Here is an 18,045-nt window from a genome sequence, read left to right on the forward strand (position 1 = left end):
AACTGCCACCCTCCCCTGGAGGGGAGGGTCGGCTCACATGAGCGCAGCAATGTGAGCCGGGGTGGGGTGAAGGACTGGAGCACCGGCCGTGGGCGTCACTCCACCCCGCGATCGCTTCGCGATCGACCCTCCCTCCGCATGAGTAGCCCCAATTAGGGTTCTCTTCGGGGGGCCGGGGAGACAGGGCCAGCAAGTTCTTGGGCGGTACGTTCCGCCACGACGTTCTGCGCGACTGGACGATCGGATTGTCTTTGAAGCATTTTGGGGGAGTCGGCTGATCCCGCCGCCCTTCCTTTCGTGGATCGCGGAAATTACGATCACGACATCGACCCACTTCCCAACACCTCGCGGATTTTCTGCGCCAGCTCCGATTTCCGATACGGCTTCCGGAGCAGGACGACGCCGGGGTCGAGGTACCCGTCGTGGACAATGGAACTGTCGGCATAGCCCGAGGTGTAAAGCGCCTTAACGTCACCGCGACGCTTGGTGATAGCGTCCGCCAGCTCCCGGCCGTTCATCCCGCCGGGCATGATCATGTCCGTGAACAGCAGATCGAATTCGACGCCCTGATCAACCAGCGCCAGTGCCGCCGCGCCGTCACTGGCGACAAGGGTCCGGTAGCCTAGGCCCCCCAGCTGGGCGATCACATAACCCCGCACCAGCGCATCGTCCTCGACCACCAGGATCGTCTCGTGCCCGTGCGGCACGCCCGTCGCATGCACCGGCTCAGCGGTCATGACCGCCCGTCCCGCCGATCGCGGCAGATAGAGCTTTATGACGGTGCCACGGCCTTCCTCGCTGTCGATTTCGACGGTGCCGCCGGACTGCTTGGCGAAGCCGTAGACCATGCTCAGTCCCAGTCCGGTCCCCCTGCCGACTCCCTTGGTGGTGAAGAACGGCTCGAACACGCGGTCGAGGATGTCGGTGGGAATGCCATGGCCGGTGTCGGTGACCGTGATCATCACGAACTCTCCCGACTTCACGTCGCTTTCCCTCGACGCATCGAGATCGGCGCGCCAGACATTGGCGGTTGCGAGCTTCAGCTTGCCACCCCCCGGCATGGCGTCGCGCGCATTGACCGCGAGATTGACGATCGCGGCCGAAAGCTGCGACGGATCGGCCATGGCGAACCAGGTATCGTCCGCCAGGTCGGACTCGATGTCGATGTGCTCGCCCAGGATCGGCTTGAGCAGCTTCGCGGTGTCGGTGACCATGCGATTGACATCGATCTCGCGCGGCTCCAGCGGCTGACGGCGTGCGAATGTCAGGAGCTGCGATGTGATCTCGGCGCCACGCGTCGCCGCGTCGCCAATGAGCTGGGCGATCGAAGCGAGTTGGGGCTCTTCCGCAATACCCTCCTGAAGGATCTCGATCGTCCCGGTGATGACGGTGAGGACGTTGTTCAAATCGTGGGCGATACCACCCGTGAGTTGCCCGATCGCATCCATCTTTTGAGACTGACGCAGTCGTTCCTCGGCTTCGTGCTGGTTGGTGATGTCGGTGCCCGTTCCGCGATAACCCATGAAGCGACCGTCGGTGGCAAAGACGGGCCGGCCGTTCACACTGACATGGCGCTGGTTCCCGGCCGAGCCGCCGCATGTGTACTCGAAATTCCGGAACGGCTCGTGCCGCTCCAGCGTCGCCATATGCTCACGCCATTTCCGCGGCTCAGCCTCCTTGTCGGTCGCAGCATCGAGACGGCGTTTGCCGATTAGCCCCGCCGGATCGATGCCGAATGCATTCAACCGCTCCGATATATAGGTGAAAAGGTGATCCGGCCCGGTCTCCCAAAGCCAGTCGGAGGCCGTCTCAGCGTAGTCGCGGAAGCGTTGTTCGCTTTCGCGCAGCGCCAGAACGACCTTTTCCAGCCTTTCCCTCGCTGCGTATTGCTCGGTCATGTCCATATGCGTGCCGATGATCTCGCTGACCTCGCCATCGCTATCGAGAACCGGGTGCGCCACCGAGTGGACGTAGCTGATCGCGCCGTCGGGCAATGCTACCCGGAAATCGAATTTGAAATCTCCCTGCTTGGCCTGCACAGCCCGCCGTACCACCTCGCCAAGCATTTGCCGGTCTTCCGCAGGAATCCGCGACTGGATCTGTTCCACCGATGCGCCCTGTTCGGGATCGAAGCCGAACAGGCGATAGACCTCGGCCGAGCGGTACACGAAGTCGCGACGGCGCACGTCCCACGACCAGCTACCGGTGTGGCTCAAATGCTGGGCCTCCTCCAAATAGGCCTCGCTGCGGCGAAGCTGCCGTTCCGCTCGCTTTGCCGCCGTGATGTCTGTCAGCGCTCCGACAAACTCGAGGCTGCCGGCCGCGTTGATCGTCGCGCGCGCCAGGGTGTGGACGTATTTCACCGAGCCGTCCGGCATTAGAAGCCGGTATTCATGCTCGAAATCGCTCTGGTCGCGGGATGCCTGATCGAGGGTGCTTTGCACAGCGGTACGATCTTCCGGATGCGTCCGCTCGATGACCAACTGAAGCGTCGGCTGGGTCGCGGGATCGTATTCGAAAATTCGAAACGTTTCCGGTGTCCAGATGATCTCGCCGGCGGCGACCCTCCAGCCGAAGCTGCCGGTGTGGCTCAATTCCTGCGCATGTGCGAGATAGGCCTCGCTCTGCTGCAGGGCATCTTCGGTTCGCTTCCGCTCGGTGACATCCTCACAAGCAACCAGAACGACGAGCTCGTCGTTGGCGCGCCGCATGGCCTTGGCATTTTCGCGGACCCACAATAGCGAGCCGTCTTTCCTGATCTTCCGGATTTCCCACGTGTGCGATTGGCCGATCGATTCCAGACAGACCGCAATGCAATTGTTCACGAACGCATGGTCTTCCGAGAGAAAGACATCAAGCACGGACTGGCCGACCAGCTCCGCCACGGTATAGCCAAGCTGAGCGGCACCGAAAGTGTTCACATTCAACACAGTGCCGCCCGCATCGATCATGAAATACATGACCGGATTGTGCTCGAAAACCTCCCGCCATTCCCTTTCGCTGTCGCGCAGTTCACCTTGGCTGCGTCTGAGATTTGCCTCGGCCTCAAGCGCCATCTTCTTTTCCTGGCGGGCATTTCCGATCAGCCACGCCACCATCACCCCGGTTACGCAGAAGGCGGCCATCGTGACGACATGCTGCGAAAGGTCGATTGCGACGCTTAGGGCGGGAGGTGCGAAAAAATAGGCCAGGCTCGCAACGGACAAAAAGCAAAGCACGACTGCGGCGGCGAAGCTGCCGATCAGGGAGAACAGCAGAATCACGATCAGATCCGCGAACGCGGTTGAGCCGAGATCGGCGTGAAGCCGAAAGAAGCCCAGGGTCACCAGTCCCAGCACAAGGCCGCCGAGGCAGAACTGCGCAGCTGAAACTGCAGCATTCCTGGTCTGATTTGGCGTCATCCGCAAAACGCCTCTGTCTGGCTGGCAGATTAACGCATTTTGCGCAAAAAGGCGGCAGTTCGTTTTGATGTCGCCTACGTCATTGGACGCATATTTTCGGGCCTACGGGCAATAACGGCGGTCTCGGCGCCGCGCGCTGCCCTACAGACCTCCGTATAGCTCATCCAACCCTTTCGGTATCACTCTGTTACCTCAGTAGATATTCTCCGTCGGCCAGCACAGCAGACTTGCGAATTGTGCTTTTCTCCAATGATGACAGGCGAACGGGAGGTCGGGCCCAGCGCCACTGCGCACGGTCATAGGCCAAAGTCTGTCATCGTCGTCCGAACGAAGTACCAACCGTTTTCCATCCCTTCGCCCAAGCTCTCAGACGGGCTCTAAAATCCACCAACTTAGATGAAACGAACCTGGACCGCCTAAATCCCTTGCCCTACCCTGGGCTGCGTGGAGAAAATTCGGCTCTAGTTCCTCTCCCTTCAGGGGACGGTGGTCGTGCGCCGCGGCTAACGTCTTCAACCGATCCGAGTTGGATCATGCGTAGAGGACAACAAGGACATCACGACGTGCTCGACACGACCGCACCGCAGACACAAACGCGCGCCACCGGCCCGCTCGCCGGCTTCCGCATCGTCGAGTTCGCCGGCATCGGACCCGGTCCCTTCGCGTGCATGATGCTGGCCGACATGGGCGCCGAGGTCGTGACGCTCGACCGCGTCGGCGCGCGCAAGACCATGAAGTCGGTCGCGGGCCGCGGACGGAAAGTGGTCGAGCTCGATCTGAAGGACAAGGCCGCCGTCTCACAAGTTCTCGACCTGCTCGCCGGCGCCGACGCGCTGATCGAAGGCTTCCGTCCCGGCGTCATGGAGCGGCTGGGCTTGGGCCCCGATGTGGTGCTCGCGCGCAATCCGCAACTGGTCTATGGCCGCATGACCGGCTGGGGCCAGGAGGGCCCGCTGGCGCAGGCCGCCGGCCACGACATCAATTACATCTCCATCACCGGTGCGCTGGCCGCGATCGGGCCCAAGGAGCGGCCAGTGCCGCCGCTCAACCTGGTCGGCGATTTCGGCGGCGGCGCGCTCTATCTCGTGGTCGGCGTGCTCGCCGCGCTGCTGGAAGTCTCGAAGTCGGGCAAGGGCCAGGTGGTTGATGCTGCGATGTGCGACGGCGCGGCCTCGCTGATGTCGATGTTCTTCGATCTCGCCGCGCTCGGGCGCTGGAGCGAGGGTCGCGAGCGCAACTTCCTCGACGGCGGTGCGCATTTCTATGGCGTCTACGAATGCGCCTGCGGCAACTTCGTCTCGATCGGCTCGATCGAGCCGCAGTTCTATGCGCTGCTCCGCCAGCATGCGGGACTGTCGGACGAGTGTTACGACGCGCAGATGAATCCCGCGGCGTGGCCCGACCTGCGCGAGAAGCTCGTCGACGTCTTCAAGAGCAAGACGCGGGACGATTGGTGCCGGATCATGGAAGGCACCGACATCTGCTTTGCCCCCGTACTGACCATGACGGAGGCGCCGAAGCATGCGCACATGGCCGCGCGCGGCGTGTTCGTCGAACGCCATGGGATCACCCAGCCCGCGCCCGCCCCGCGCTTTTCGCGGACGCCATCCAACATCCGCGAACCCGAAGTGGCCGACCTCGGCGCACTGGTGAAGGCTTGGACGGGGCAGTAACTTTCTTACCTCTCCCGGTTTGCGGGGAAAGGTCGGATTGCATCGATAGATGCAGTCCGGGTGAGGGGGTACAGGTGCAACAACTCGCACCAATAGTGGGTCTGCCCCTCACCCCAACCCTCTCAGTGCGAGCGAAGCTCGTCGCGCCCCCGTAAGAACGGGGAGAGGGAGCACACCGAGTCCGCCGCGCCAGCAGCGATGCGCTTGATCAATGTGTGCACGCCCTAGCGTAAGAAACGGGGACAGGGACCGCACCGCGCTTGCGGCCGGCATGAGCCTTTACCTCTTGCTCGAATGAATGTGCGCCCTCGTTCCGGTCATGCGTCCCCGATAACAACCCATCACAAATCCCGCCTACCATGGCGGCCAGGGTTGGCTGCCGAATCGGCCCGCTTGAACTGCCCCGCGGCGATGTGAGAAGGAAGCTCCGCTGCGGCGCACAAGGACCATTGGCGATACGGGACACGCTTGATGATACTGCAAGGCATCAATACAACCGTTTTGCGAGAAGCAGTGCGGCCCAACATCTGGGACATCGTCGCGCTGATCATCGTGATCGGTGCCATGGTGCTGATCGTCTATGGCGGCGAGCAGACCACGCTGCCGCTGTCGGCGCTCGATACGGCACCGGTCTCACTCGACCCTGTGAACCTGCCGCTTTACGCCTTGCGCACCACCCTGCGCATGCTGCTCGCGATGCTGTGCTCGCTCGTGTTCACGTTCGTTTACGCAGCGCTGGCCGCCAAGAGCCGGCGCGCCGAGATGGTGCTGATCCCGCTGCTCGACATCCTGCAGTCGGTGCCGATCCTCGGCTTCCTCACCTTCACAGTCGTGTTCTTCATGAACCTGTTTCCGGGCAAGGTGCTGGGCGCCGAGCTCGCCTGCGTGTTCGCGATCTTCACCAGCCAGGCCTGGAACATGACCTTCAGCATGTACCAGTCGATGCGACAACGAACAGGACCTCGACGAAGCCACGCGGAGCTTCCACCTCTCCGGCTGGCAGCGCTTCTGGCGGCTCGACGTGCCCTACGCAATGCCCGGGCTGATCTGGAATGCGATGATGTCGATGTCCGGCGGCTGGTTCTTCGTGGTCGCCTCGGAAGCCATCACCGTCGGCAACACCACCGTGACGCTCCCGGGCGTCGGATCCTATGTGGCACTGGGGATCGCGCAGCAGAACCTCGCCGCAATCGGTTATGCGATCCTGACCATGCTGCTCGTCATCATCGCCTATGACCAGTTGCTGTTCCGGCCGATCGTGGCCTGGGCCGACAAATTCCGCTTCGAGCAGACGGCGTCAGGCAATCCGCCGACCTCGTGGATGCTCGACCTGTTCAGACGCACCCGGGCGCTGCGGTCGCTGACGCTTCCCTTCGCCGCGCTCAACCGGTCCTTTTCCAATTTGCGGATTGACTGGCCTGCCGTCCTGAGCACGCCGGTCAGATCCGGCCCGCCCTCGCGGCTGCTCGATGCGCTATGGCTTGCGGTGATCGTGATCGGCTGCTCCTACGCCGGCTGGAAAACCTACAACTATCTCTCGGCGACGCTCGCGCTCTCGGACGTTGCCACCGCGATCGGCTATGGCCTGATCACGCTGCTGCGCGTCGTGGTGCTGATCGCGTTAGCCTCGCTGATCTGGATTCCTGTCGGCGTCTGGATCGGGCTGCGGCCGAAACTCGCCGAGCGGGTGCAGCCGCTGGCGCAGTTCCTGGCGGCGTTTCCGGCCAACCTCGCCTTCCCCGTGTTCGTGGTGCTGATCGTGCGCCTTAAACTTGATGCCAATGTCTGGCTGAGCCCGCTGATGATCCTGGGGACGCAGTGGTACATCCTGTTCAACGTCATCGCCGGCGCCAGTGCGTTTCCGACCGACCTGCGAGAAGCCGCCTCCAGCTTTCATCTCGGCGGCTGGCGCTGGTGGACCAAGGTCATCCTGCCCGGCATCTTCCCCTATTACATCACCGGCGCCATCACCGCCTCCGGTGGCTCCTGGAACGCCTCGATCGTGGCGGAGGTCGCGAGTTGGGGCGACACGCATCTGACGGCAACCGGACTTGGCGCCTATATTGCGACCGCGACCGAGCACGGCGACTTTCCGCGCGTCGTGCTCGGCATTGCCGTGATGTGCATCCTCGTCACTTTGTTCAACCGGCTGCTATGGCGGCCGCTCTACGCGTTCGGCGAGCGCCGGCTGCGCCTCGGCTGATCGGGAGGGAACCTCATGCGCGACCAAGTCAACCAGGCCTCGCTGATCGACATCAAGGGCGTCAGCCGGCTGTTTCCCAAGGGGAGCGGCGAGGACCTCGTCGTGCTGGAGAAGGTCGATCTGACCATCCGCGCCGGCGAGATTGTCGGCCTGCTCGGCCGTTCCGGCTCGGGCAAGTCGACGCTTTTGCGCATCATCGCCGGCCTGGTCTCGCCGTCGTCGGGCGAAGCGACCTGCCGGGGTGAGATCATCTCCGGCCCGCCCCATGGCGTCGCCATGGTGTTCCAGTCCTTTGCGCTATTCCCCTGGCTCACGGTGCTGCAGAACGTCGAGCTCGGGCTCGAGGCACTCGGCATCGACAGCGCCGAGCGGCGCAAGCGCGCGATCGCAGCCATCGACCTGATCGGCCTCGATGGCTTCGAATCGGCCTATCCGAAGGAGCTGTCCGGCGGCATGCGCCAGCGCGTCGGCTTTGCCCGTGCGCTGGTCGTGCATCCCGACCTGCTGCTGATGGATGAGCCGTTCTCGGCGCTCGATGTTCTCACAGCCGAGACGCTGCGCACCGACCTGGTCGACCTCTGGATCGACGGCCGGCTGCCGATCAAGTCGGTGTTGATGGTGACGCACAATATCGAGGAGGCGGTGCTGATGTGCGACCGCATCCTGGTGTTCTCGTCGAACCCGGGCCGCGTCGCCGCCGAGTTCAAGGTCGATCTCGCCCATCCGCGCAACCGGCTCGACCCCGCCTTCCGCCAGCTGGTCGACAGCCTCTATGCGCGCATGACGCAGCGGCCCGAGCCGAAGGCGCCGAGCGCGGAGGGCGCGCCCGGCTTTGGAGTCGGGATGGTGCTGAGCCACGTGGGATCGAACTCGATCTCGGGCCTGATCGAGGCGCTGGCGGGCGAGCCCTATAACGGCCATGCCGACCTGCCGGTGCTGGCCGGCCATCTCCAGCTCGAGGTCGACGAGATCTTCCCGCTCGCCGAAGCGCTGCAGCTGTTGCGCTTTGCGCAGCTCAGCGAAGGCGACCTGACCCTGACCGAGGCCGGCAAGCGTTTCGCACATCTGGAGACCGACGAGCGCAAGAAGCTGTTCGCCCAGCACCTGACCGAGAACGTGCCGCTGATCGGCCTGATCCGGCGCGTGCTCGACGACCGGCCCTCGCACACGGCACCCGCCGCCCGCTTCCGCGTCGAGCTCGAGGACTACATGTCCGAGCAATATGCGGACGAGACCCTGGAGACGATCATCTCCTGGGCCCGCTATGCCGAGCTGTTCGCCTATGACGAGCAGTCGGAGACGTTCAGCCTGGAGAACCCGCACTGACGCTGATCGACGTCAGGGGGCGACTTTCAGAGTCGCCTTCATGTTCGGATGAAAGCGGCAGTAATAGTCCACTGCTCCTGCCTTCTTCAGCACCAGGCTCGCCGTCTTGTTCGGCGGCAGATTGACGTCGAAATCGCCATTGCGCGCGGTCGCGGTATGAACCAGCGCATCCTTGTTGATCCATTCAACGGTGTCGCCGACCTTGGCTGAGGCCGCGGCCGGCGAGATCTCGAGCTTCTCCATCACGATCTGGATGGTGGCCGCGCGCGCCGGAACGCTCGCTGCCACAAGCACGATCGTGCTCAGGAAGGCAATACGTCCCGACATCGCAACCTCCTACTTCAGCTCGGCCGCGACATGCTCGGCGTGCTGCTCGTGACCCTGAAAGATCTTCAGGCCGGTCTGCAACAGGCCCTTCAGCTCGGCATTGCTGGCGGAGGGAATGAGCTGGGTCTCGAGCGCATTATCGACCGTCTTGTGGTAGGCGACTTCGTTGGCGATATAGGCCTTGTCGAAGGCCGCGCCCTTGAGCTTGCCGAGTTCGCCAAGCTTCTCGCTCGCCTGCTTCGACAACGTGCGGCTGGTGTCGTTGTCCTCGGGAGTCACCTTGAGCTTCTTGACCAAATCCAGCGCCTGCTTGTTGACGGCTTCATGGTCGCGCACCATGCCTTCGGCGAACTCTTTCACGTCCTTGTTGCTGGCCTTGTCCAGCGCCTGCTTGGCAGCCTTGATGTCGATTTCGCCCGCGGTGTAGGCGATATGAGCGATCTGCGGATCGGTGAGCTTGGCGCCTTGCGCGAGCGCAACGCTGCTGGTGAGGCAGATCACGACGGCCGCCGCGCTGATACGATGAAACATGGCTTGATCTCCTGTGCCGCCCGGACCTCACGGCCGGCGGGTGAATGGTTGCACAGGGATTGGATGGAAAATCGAAGCCGACGTTCCCGAGAAAAATCAGATCGGAAAACCGAGGCGCCTAAGCACCGTATCGGTCAGTCGCTCACAGCGAGGGCCGGCGAACGGAAACGCATCGAGAATGATCGGACCGATCTCCTTCTCGACATTCTCACGTAACAAGGCGCGGGCGCGATGCAGGCGCGTCTTGACCGTCTCGGGCCTCACGCCGAGCAACTCGGCGGTCTCCTCGATGCTCATCTCCTCGATCACGCGGGCGATGAAGACCAGCCGAAACGGCTCCGGCAAGTCATCGATCGCATGCTCGACGAGCTCCTGGATCTGGCGTTGCGCCATGGATCTTTCCGGATCGCTCGATGCGGTGGGAAACGGAATGATGTCGGCCTCAGGCCCGTCCTGCGGCTGCCACGCCAGCTCAGGCCGGCGGCCGCGCAGCCGTCCCAGCGCCTCGTTCATGGCGATACGCGTCAGCCAGGTCGCGAGGCTGGACTCGCCTCGGAAGGCTTCAAGATGCGTGAGCGCCCGGACATAGGTCTCCTGCACCACGTCCTCGGCTTCGCTGTCGTTGCGCAGGATGCCGCGGGCGATCCGGAACAGGCGGCGGTTGTTGGCCTGAAGGATGGCCCGGATCGCCGCTTCGTCGCGGGCCTTGGCCCGCAAGATCAGCTCATCCTCGCCAGCGCGCGCGGAGGATGGATTTCTCGCCGTGGTCCAACGCATGACGGTTCACCCGACCTAAGGATCTCGTGAGGTTGGATGCAGCTCAGGCCCAAAGGTTCCCGAAAAATATCTCCCAATGTCGGCCCAACCTGAGACGCCTCACACCGCCGGCGCGAACGTGTCCGCCCGTGCCATCGCCCAGGCATCGCGGTAGCGAATGTCTTTGGTGCCTTCGAGCAATTCACCCGGCCGCAGCGCCGGATAGAGTTGCGCGAACGACGAGACGTCGGTGGTCGAGGTGCGCTGCGAGAAGTGGATCGGGCGCAAATCCTGCGGATGTTCGAGGCCGGCGGCGGCGATCAGCTCGGTCAGCGCGTGCAGGGTGGCGTGGTGATAATTGTAGACGCGCTCCAGCTTGTGCGGCACCACCAGCGCGCGGCTGCGGGTCGGATCCTGGGTGGTGACGCCAGTCGGACAGCGGTCGGTATGGCAGCTCAGGGACTGGATGCAGCCGAGCGAGAACATGAAGCCGCGCGCGGAATTGCACCAGTCGGCGCCGATCGACATCGCACGCGCCATGTCGAAGGCGGTGGCGATCTTGCCGGACGCGCCGATCTTGATGCGATCACGGATGTTGAGGCCCACCAGCGCATTGTGCACGAAGCTGACGCCCTCGCGCATCGGCATGCCCAGATGGTCCATGAATTCCAGCGGCGCCGCGCCGGTGCCGCCCTCATTGCCGTCGACCACGATGAAATCGGGATAGATGCCGGTCTCCAGCATCGCCTTGCAGATCGCCAGGAACTCCCAGGTATGGCCAATGCAGAGCTTGAAGCCGGCCGGCTTGCCACCGGACAGCTTTCGCATCTCACCGATGAACTGCATCATGCCGACAGGCGTGGAGAAGGCACGGTGCGCCGGCGGCGAGATGCAGTCCTCGCCCATGGCGACGCCGCGGATCTTGGAGATCTCCGCCGAGACTTTCGCCGCCGGCAGCACGCCACCATGGCCGGGCTTGGCGCCCTGGCTCATCTTGAGCTCGACCATCTTGATCTGGTCCTGGCTCGCGACCCGCGCAAACGCGTCCGGATCGAAGCTGCCGTCGCGATGGCGGCAGCCGAAATAGCCGGAGCCGATCTCCCAGATGATGTCGCCGCCCATCTCGGCGTGATAGGGGCTGAAACCGCCCTCGCCGGTGTCATGGGCGAAGCCACCCTTCTTGGCGCCACCGTTGAGCGCGCGCACGGCATTCGGGCTGAGCGCGCCGAAGCTCATCGCGGAAATGTTGAACACCGAGGCCGAATAGGGCTTGCTGCAATCGGGGCCGCCGATCTGAATGCGGAATTTCTCCTCCGCGTGCGGCTTCGGCGCCACCGAATGATGCAGCCATTCGTAGCCGTCGCGGTAGACGTCCTCCTGGGTGCCGAACGGGCGCTTGTCGAGCACCATCTTGGCGCGCTGATAGACCACGGCGCGGGTGTCGCGCGAAAACGGCATGCCGTCCTTCTCGCTCTCGAAGAAGTACTGCCGCATCTCGGGCCGGATCTCTTCGAGCAGGAACCGCATATGCGCTGAGATCGGATAGTTGCGCAGCACCGCATGGCTCTTCTGGATGAGATCGCGGATGCCGAGCAACGTCAGCGCGCCGAAGATCAAGAGCGGGACCAGGACAAGGTCGAAGATCTTGCGATCATAGATGCCGAGAATGAGCAGCATGGCTGTCACGACCGCGCAGAGCGTCAGCACGATGAAGCGCGGCGATAACGGAAGCAGCAGATTTTCCATCGGATCCCTCAGGCCATGTCATCAGGCGAGCGTCGTCGAGCGGGCGTCGTCGGGCGAGCGCGGCGATATCGTCTCTACGCCTGTAGCGGAGCAACGTTACTAAAGACTAGCCCAGCCGTCCGTCATCGGTGTGACGGCACCGCCGCACCGGCCATCCAATCACCTGTTGCGAAATCAGTCCACCACCCCACCGGCTAGTTTTGCGATGCAATGTGTCCCGCGCGCCGGGCCAATGCGCCGCCGCTGGCTGCCTCCCGGATCAGCTTCCGCGAGGGCTCACCCGCTCACATTTCCGTAAACAGGCCTGCGTGCATCTCCCGCAACTGCCGCTTCAGCAGCTTGCCGCTCGGGTTCTTCGGCAGCGCATCGACGAACACGACACGTTTCGGGGTTTTGAAGGACGCGAGCTTTGCCGTAGCGCGCTTGAGCACATCCTCCTCGGTCAGCTCGCAGCCCGACTTGACGACGACCACAGCGACCACTGCCTCGACCCAGCGCGGATGCGGCAGGCCGACGACGGCGACTTCGGAAACCTCCGGGATCAGATAGAGCGCCTCCTCGACCTCGCGGCTGGCGACGTTCTCGCCGCCGGTCTTGATCATATCCTTCTTGCGGTCGACGATGGTGATGTAGCCATCCTCATCGATGGTGGCGAGGTCGCCGGAATGGAACCAGCCGCCCTGGAACGCGGCGGCGGTGCGCTCGTCGTCGTGGAAATAGCCGAGCATCAGATGCGGCGAGCGGTGCACGACCTCGCCGACAACACCGGGCGGCACGTCGGCCATGGCATCGTCGACCACGCGGGTTTCGACATTGAGCACGGCGCGGCCGCACGAGCCGGGCTTGCGCAGCTGGTCCTCAGGGCCAAGCATGGTGGCGAGCGGCGCGATCTCGGTCTGGCCGTAGAGATTCCACAGCCGCACCTCGGGCAGCCGCTGCGCCAGCTCGCGCAGCACCTCGACCGGCATGATGGAGGCGCCGTAATAGCCCTTGCGCAAGGTCGAGAGATCGGTGGTCTCGAACAGCGGCGAGCGCAGCATCGAAATCCACACCGTGGGCGGCGCGAAGAACGAAGTGATGCGATATTTCGCCATCAGCGGCAGCAGATTGTCCGGCGTCGGAAACGCGGTGATGATGTTGGTGCCGCCGACATAGATCGCCGGACCGAAGAACACGTCGAGCTGGGCGCAGTGATAGAGCGGCAGCGCGTGCAGCGTGACATCGTCGGCCGCGATGCCGGCATCGACCACGCAGGAGACATACTGCCAGATCACGGCGTCATGGGTCAGCATCGCGCCCTTGGGCAGCGACTCCGTGCCTGAGGTGTAGACGATCTGGGCGAGATCAGTGCCATTGAGCTCGACCGCGGGCACCGCCGCCGTCGAGGCTGCCAGCGCGGCGAAATCGATCATGTCGGCCTGGCGCTCGCTTTGTGCTTCGGATGGCAGCCAGATCAGCTGCTCGACGGCTGGCGCCAATTGCTTGGCGGCGCGCGCAAGGCTCGCGAAGCCGCTGTCAGTCGCGAGCAGGCGGGCGCCGGCATGTTTGAGGATGTAGGCGACCTCCTCCGCCTTGAGCATGAAATTGATCGGCACCAGCACGGCGCCGAGCCGCGCCAGCGCGAAGCGCAAGGCCGCAAAGGCATGCGAGTTGCGGGCGAGGATGGCAACGCGTTCGCCCTTGGCGACGCCGCGCTCGGCCAAGCCCGCCGCGAGGCGGTCGACGATGGCGTTGAATTCGGAATAGCTCCAGCTGACATCGCCGCAGATCACGGCGGTCTTCTGTGGCGTGCGCGCCGCGCTGCGCCGAAGGAGGTCACCCAGCGTTTGCCGCCGAACGATGGAATCCATGGCTATCCCCATCATCATGGGGACGGCCGCACGCTTTGCGCGCTCCGCATCCCCTCCCTGGTTGCTGCCGGGCCTTCGTGGGCCCGATCTCTGCGGCTGAAACTCGCACAGCCGCTGCAAAGCTTGCAAGGGAGGATATTGCCAGGGATTCGGGCGCCCCGATTGCGTCGAGGCGCCGGAAGCTCAGCGCTCGACGAAGGCCTTCTCGATCACGAAGTGGCCGGGCGTATTGCCGCTGCCCTCGATGAAGCCGCCGGACTCGAACATGGTCTTCAGCTCTTCCAGCATCGCCGGGCTGCCGCACATCATGATGCGGTCGGTCTCGATATCGAGCGGGTGCTGGCCGATGTCGTTGAACAGCTGCTCGGAGGAGATCAGGTCGGTGATACGGCCGCGGTTGCGGAACGGCTCGCGGGTGACGGTCGGATAGTATTTCAGCTTCTCTTCGAGCAACGGCCCGAACAGCTCGTCCTGACGGAGGCTCTCGACCACGGTCTCGCCATAGGCGAGTTCGGCCACCTGACGGCAGCCATGCACGAGCACGATGGTCTCGAAACGATCGTAGACGTCCGGGTCCTTGATCAGGCTGGCGAACGGCGCAAGGCCGGTGCCGGTCGACAGCAGCAGCAGGCGCTTGCCCGGCAGCAGGTTGTCAGTGATCAGCGTGCCCGTCGCCTTGCGGCCGACCAGGATGGTGTCGCCTTCCTTGATCTTCTGCAGGCGGGAGGTCAGCGGGCCGTCCTGGACCTTGATGCTGAAGAACTCCAGTTCCTCCTCGTGATTGGCGCTCGCCATGCTGTAGGCGCGGAGCAACGGCCGGCCCTCGACCTCGAGGCCGATCATCGCGAACTGGCCATTCTGGAAGCGGAAGCCCGCATCGCGGGTGGCTTTGAAGGAGAACAGGGTATCCGTCCAGTGCTGAACGGAAAGAACTTTCTCTCGATAGAACGCGCTCATGATGTTTGTTTCTTCACGCAGGCTGATATTGGAAGAAATGGGTCGTAGGACAAAAGCGACCACAACCCTCTGTAAACGCTGCAGATTTTCTGCCGTTTGATGTACACGAAAACAGCCGGAAATCAACCCGCTGCAATGCACAATCGATAGCGAGCAAATGCATGCCAGCCTATGCTGGCACGGGGTCCGGCCGTTCATTTGTACACAAACGATCTCGCGCAATCTACCTGCACTGACGCGGCCGTCCCAGCCCTTAAATTCCGCAACCTGGCCAACCCTTGAGCAATGCCCAAGCAGCCCCGGATCCTCATCGAAGCTATCAGGCGCTACTGCGACGAGCATGGGATCGGGCTCGACATCCGGGCCGACGGCTGGCTGCTGGTGCTGGAGCGCGGTAGCCGGCGCCACCTGATCTTCGGCTATGACCTCGGGCTGAACAGCGCGGTGGCGCACAGACTGGCCTGCGACAAGGCGGCGACCGCAGATCTGCTGGCGGCATCGGGCATTCCCGTCGTTCCCCATGCTTTCTTCCTCGCACCGGTTTTTGACGCCGGTGCTGAGGTGCCGTGGGCTGCGATGTTGGAATTGCTCGAAACCCATCCTTTGGGACTGGTGGTGAAGCCGAATGAAGGCACGTCAGGACGCGGCGTGATGCGTGTTCGCGACCGAGACGCGTTGATGCAGGCCGTCAACGGACTGTTCGCCACCCATGACAACGTCGCCATCTCGCCGCTCCTCGATGTCCAGGACGAGGTGCGCATCGTTCTGCTCGATGGCACCCCGCTCGTGGTCTATCGCAAGGTACGGCCGAGCGTGACCGGCGACGGAGCGCGAACATTGCAGGAGCTCGCGCTGGCGGCGCTGTCGCCGGCATTGCGCGCACCCATGCTCACGCTCCCGCAGAGCGAGTTCACCCCGGTCGAGCTTGCCGCCATCGTCCCGGCAGGCGAGCGGCGGCTGGTCACCTGGCGGCACAATCTCGAAGCCGGCGCGCAGCCGATGCTGCTGCAGAGCGGCGCGGCCTACGACGCTTGCGTGGCACTGGCTGCGAAGGCTGCCCAGGCCATCGGCATCCGCTTCGCGTCCGTCGATGCGGTGCAGTCGAACGGACGCTGGCAGGTGCTGGAGATCAATTCCGGCGTGGTGATGGAGACACTGGCCGCGTCCTATCCCGCGCTGGTTCAAGCTGCCTATCGTGCCGCGCTGGACGAGCTGCTGGGCGAGACAGGCCACGTATAGGCCGGCTATGCGTACGAGCCTCCTCGGCTTTCGCCCTCAGGACGACATCATCCATGAACAATGCGTCGATCCCCGACTTGCGAAAGGTGACGATCGCATCCGTCGGCGTGCAGACGATCGGCTCGCTGTCGTTGAACGACGTATTGACGACGATCGGCACGCCGGTTTTCGCGAAGAAGCAGGAGATGAGTTCGTGAAACCGTGGATTTGATTTCCGACTCACGATCTGGACCCGAGCGCTGCCATCCTTGTGGACCACCGCGGGGATGAGATCGCGCCGATCGGACTTGACCCGGCATGCGAACAGCATGAACTCGTGACTCGGCGAGCGCTCGCCGACATCGAACCATTTGTCGGCGTGCTCCGCCAGGACGCTCGGAGCGAACGGCCGAAAATCTTCCCGGTGCTTGACCTTCTGATTGAGGATGTCACGCATGTCCGGCCGGCGCGGATCGGCGAGCAGCGAACGGTTGCCCAGCGCACGCGGCCCGAACTCCATGCGCCCCTGGAACCAGGCGACGATCTTGCCGTCAGCGATCATGTTGGCGGCCTCGCGTGCCGGAGACTTGCTTTGCCGCCCCGAGAGACCTGCCGACTTGACCGCGGCCAGAATCTCGCGCGACTTGAACGCCGGCCCCAAATACGGCGTCGCATAGCCGCGCTGAGGCGGCGTCTTCTGCTTGGCGGCATGGACGAAAAAGGCTGCGCCGATCGCGGTGCCGGCGTCGTGAGGCGCGGAAGGTATGAATAGGTTGGCGAATTCCCCGGACTGTTTGACCAGCTCGTTGGTCACGCAGTTGAGCGCGACGCCGCCGGCGAGACATAAGTTCTCGAGCGGCACCCTGCGTTTGATGCGCCGCACGAGCGCTATCACCGCGGCATCTGTGGCCTCCTGCAGGGCGGCCGCCATATCGGCATGGCGCGGCAGAATTTCAGCGTCGGCCTCGCGCGGCGGACCGAAGATGGCTTCCATTCTGGCATAACGCTCCGGGCTGACGCCAAGAATCTCCGGCGCGACGCCATAGTTCACCTCGTCCGCGCGGAGGATCGAGTGGAATTGCTGACGGAAGACCTCGGGGTCGCCATACGCCGCCAGTCCCATGACTTTCGACGCGTCGTAATGCGAGAAGCCGAGGTAGTCGCTGAACACCTCCCAGACAAAACCGATCGAATGCGGGTGCTCGAAGGTCTCCACGAACTGAATGCGGCTGCCGACGGCCTTCGCGAGCGAAGTCCCGGCCGTCTCGCCGATGCCGTCGACAGTGAGAACCGCTGCGCGGTCGAAACCCGACGGGAAATAGGCCGAGGCGGCATGGGCCAGATGATGCGACACAAAATGCAATCGTTGTCCCAACGACCGACCAAGAAGCTCTTCGACGGCCCCACGTACCTGGCCAAGCCGCAGCCGAAAGGTCTCCTCCAGCCGCGGATCCCACCAGTCGGCGCGATATCGCGTTTGGCGCAGCTTTGGGTCGAACGAGTAGGCGACATGATCGATGTCGTCGGCGGTGAGGCCGGCCTGTTTCAGGCAAAAGCGGATCGCACGTTCGGGCAGCTGATGCGGATTGTCGAAGTCGGCCTGCTTGCCGTGCTTGATGCGGTTGAAGCGTTCCTCTTCGACCGCGGCAACGAGCGCGCCATCGACGAGCAGCGCGGCCGCCGACTCATGATAGACCGAGTTGATCCCAAGGACATTCGCCAACGCATTTCCTCCCATGCAGCGACGCGGACGTTGTTCACACGCGCCGTCCGGCAACCGAACGGCGGAGAACCGACGGGCCGTCGCAGCCTGCACGGAAGAGTTGGATGATATCGAGGCGAACCTGCGGCGCCCGACCGCAGCGACGTCGCAAATCGGAAGCGGCGATCGGCTCGCAGCGACAGTCAAGGGCTGACGCGATCGCGATGCGTCGTTGCAAGGTGTTCAGCGAGGCGGCGGGCTCTGGTCAGCCCGCTAGAGCACGATCCGGAAAAGTGCGAAGCGGTTTTCCGAAAAGATCATGCTCAAACAATAACCTAAAGTGCGATGACGATTC

The 18,045-nt window shown here is 63.5% G+C and carries 12 protein-coding genes and 1 pseudogene; 5 read left to right on the forward strand and 8 right to left on the reverse strand.

Annotated features, from left to right (window positions below):
- Nucleotides 1–317: 317 nt before the first annotated feature.
- Nucleotides 318–2,711 carry a PAS domain-containing protein gene (locus tag BRAS3843_RS40110; RefSeq protein WP_277996501.1) on the reverse strand — a complete coding sequence of 798 codons (2,394 nt, stop codon included), beginning with the start codon at nucleotides 2,709–2,711 and terminating at the stop codon, nucleotides 318–320.
- 72 nt (nucleotides 2,712–2,783) lie between these two features.
- Between BRAS3843_RS40110 and BRAS3843_RS42420 the strand changes: the two genes are divergently transcribed.
- The 4 genes and pseudogenes from BRAS3843_RS42420 to BRAS3843_RS34915 all read left to right on the forward strand — a co-directional run bounded on the left by BRAS3843_RS42420 (nucleotide 2,784) and on the right by BRAS3843_RS34915 (nucleotide 8,603).
- Nucleotides 2,784–3,164 carry a hypothetical protein gene (locus BRAS3843_RS42420; protein ID WP_244425552.1) on the forward strand — a complete coding sequence of 127 codons (381 nt, stop codon included), beginning with the start codon at nucleotides 2,784–2,786 and terminating at the stop codon, nucleotides 3,162–3,164.
- Nucleotides 3,165–3,964: 800 nt separating this feature from the next.
- The gene (locus tag BRAS3843_RS34905) at nucleotides 3,965–5,074 is read left to right on the forward strand and encodes a CaiB/BaiF CoA-transferase family protein (protein ID WP_008973963.1); all 1,110 of its coding nucleotides are present in this window, start codon (nucleotides 3,965–3,967) and stop codon (nucleotides 5,072–5,074) included.
- Between the two features lie 471 nt (nucleotides 5,075–5,545).
- Nucleotides 5,546–7,277: pseudogene (locus BRAS3843_RS34910) on the forward strand (ABC transporter permease subunit).
- 15 nt (nucleotides 7,278–7,292) lie between these two features.
- Entirely contained in the window at nucleotides 7,293–8,603 is a 1,311-nt protein-coding gene (locus BRAS3843_RS34915; protein WP_008973966.1) for a nitrate/sulfonate/bicarbonate ABC transporter ATP-binding protein, read from the forward strand.
- A 12-nt stretch (nucleotides 8,604–8,615) separates the two neighbouring features.
- Here the strand turns inward: BRAS3843_RS34915 and BRAS3843_RS34920 are convergent, their stop codons facing one another.
- The 6 genes from BRAS3843_RS34920 to BRAS3843_RS34945 form a co-directional block, all read right to left on the reverse strand.
- Nucleotides 8,616–8,930 (reverse strand): cupredoxin family copper-binding protein, encoded by a 315-nt coding sequence (locus BRAS3843_RS34920; RefSeq protein WP_008973967.1) that lies wholly within the window; start codon nucleotides 8,928–8,930, stop codon nucleotides 8,616–8,618.
- A gap of 9 nt (nucleotides 8,931–8,939) precedes the next feature.
- Nucleotides 8,940–9,461, reverse strand: a complete 522-nt coding sequence (locus BRAS3843_RS34925; RefSeq protein WP_008973968.1) for a DUF4142 domain-containing protein — start codon at nucleotides 9,459–9,461, stop codon at nucleotides 8,940–8,942.
- 96 nt (nucleotides 9,462–9,557) lie between these two features.
- Complete coding sequence (locus BRAS3843_RS34930) at nucleotides 9,558–10,238, reverse strand: RNA polymerase sigma factor (RefSeq protein ID WP_008973969.1); 681 nt, start codon at nucleotides 10,236–10,238, stop codon at nucleotides 9,558–9,560.
- 99 nt (nucleotides 10,239–10,337) lie between these two features.
- Entirely contained in the window at nucleotides 10,338–11,963 is a 1,626-nt protein-coding gene (locus BRAS3843_RS34935) for an FMN-binding glutamate synthase family protein (protein ID WP_008973970.1), read from the reverse strand.
- A gap of 284 nt (nucleotides 11,964–12,247) precedes the next feature.
- The gene (locus BRAS3843_RS34940) at nucleotides 12,248–13,813 is read right to left on the reverse strand and encodes an acyl-CoA synthetase (protein WP_008973972.1); all 1,566 of its coding nucleotides are present in this window, start codon (nucleotides 13,811–13,813) and stop codon (nucleotides 12,248–12,250) included.
- A 183-nt stretch (nucleotides 13,814–13,996) separates the two neighbouring features.
- Nucleotides 13,997–14,770, reverse strand: coding sequence for a ferredoxin--NADP reductase (locus BRAS3843_RS34945; protein ID WP_008973973.1), 774 nt, complete (start codon nucleotides 14,768–14,770; stop codon nucleotides 13,997–13,999).
- Nucleotides 14,771–15,055: 285 nt separating this feature from the next.
- On the opposite strand from BRAS3843_RS34945, the gene BRAS3843_RS34950 reads away from it, so the two are divergent.
- Nucleotides 15,056–16,009 carry a hypothetical protein gene (locus tag BRAS3843_RS34950; protein ID WP_008973974.1) on the forward strand — a complete coding sequence of 318 codons (954 nt, stop codon included), beginning with the start codon at nucleotides 15,056–15,058 and terminating at the stop codon, nucleotides 16,007–16,009.
- Here the strand turns inward: BRAS3843_RS34950 and BRAS3843_RS34955 are convergent.
- Entirely contained in the window at nucleotides 15,900–17,711 is a 1,812-nt protein-coding gene (locus BRAS3843_RS34955; RefSeq protein WP_008973975.1) for a carbamoyltransferase C-terminal domain-containing protein, read from the reverse strand. The genes BRAS3843_RS34950 and BRAS3843_RS34955 overlap by 110 nt on opposite strands.
- Nucleotides 17,712–18,045: the final 334 nt, after the last annotated feature.

Origin of the sequence: Bradyrhizobium sp. STM 3843 (genome assembly GCF_000239815.1) — a bacterium.
GTDB lineage: Bacteria > Pseudomonadota > Alphaproteobacteria > Rhizobiales > Xanthobacteraceae > Bradyrhizobium.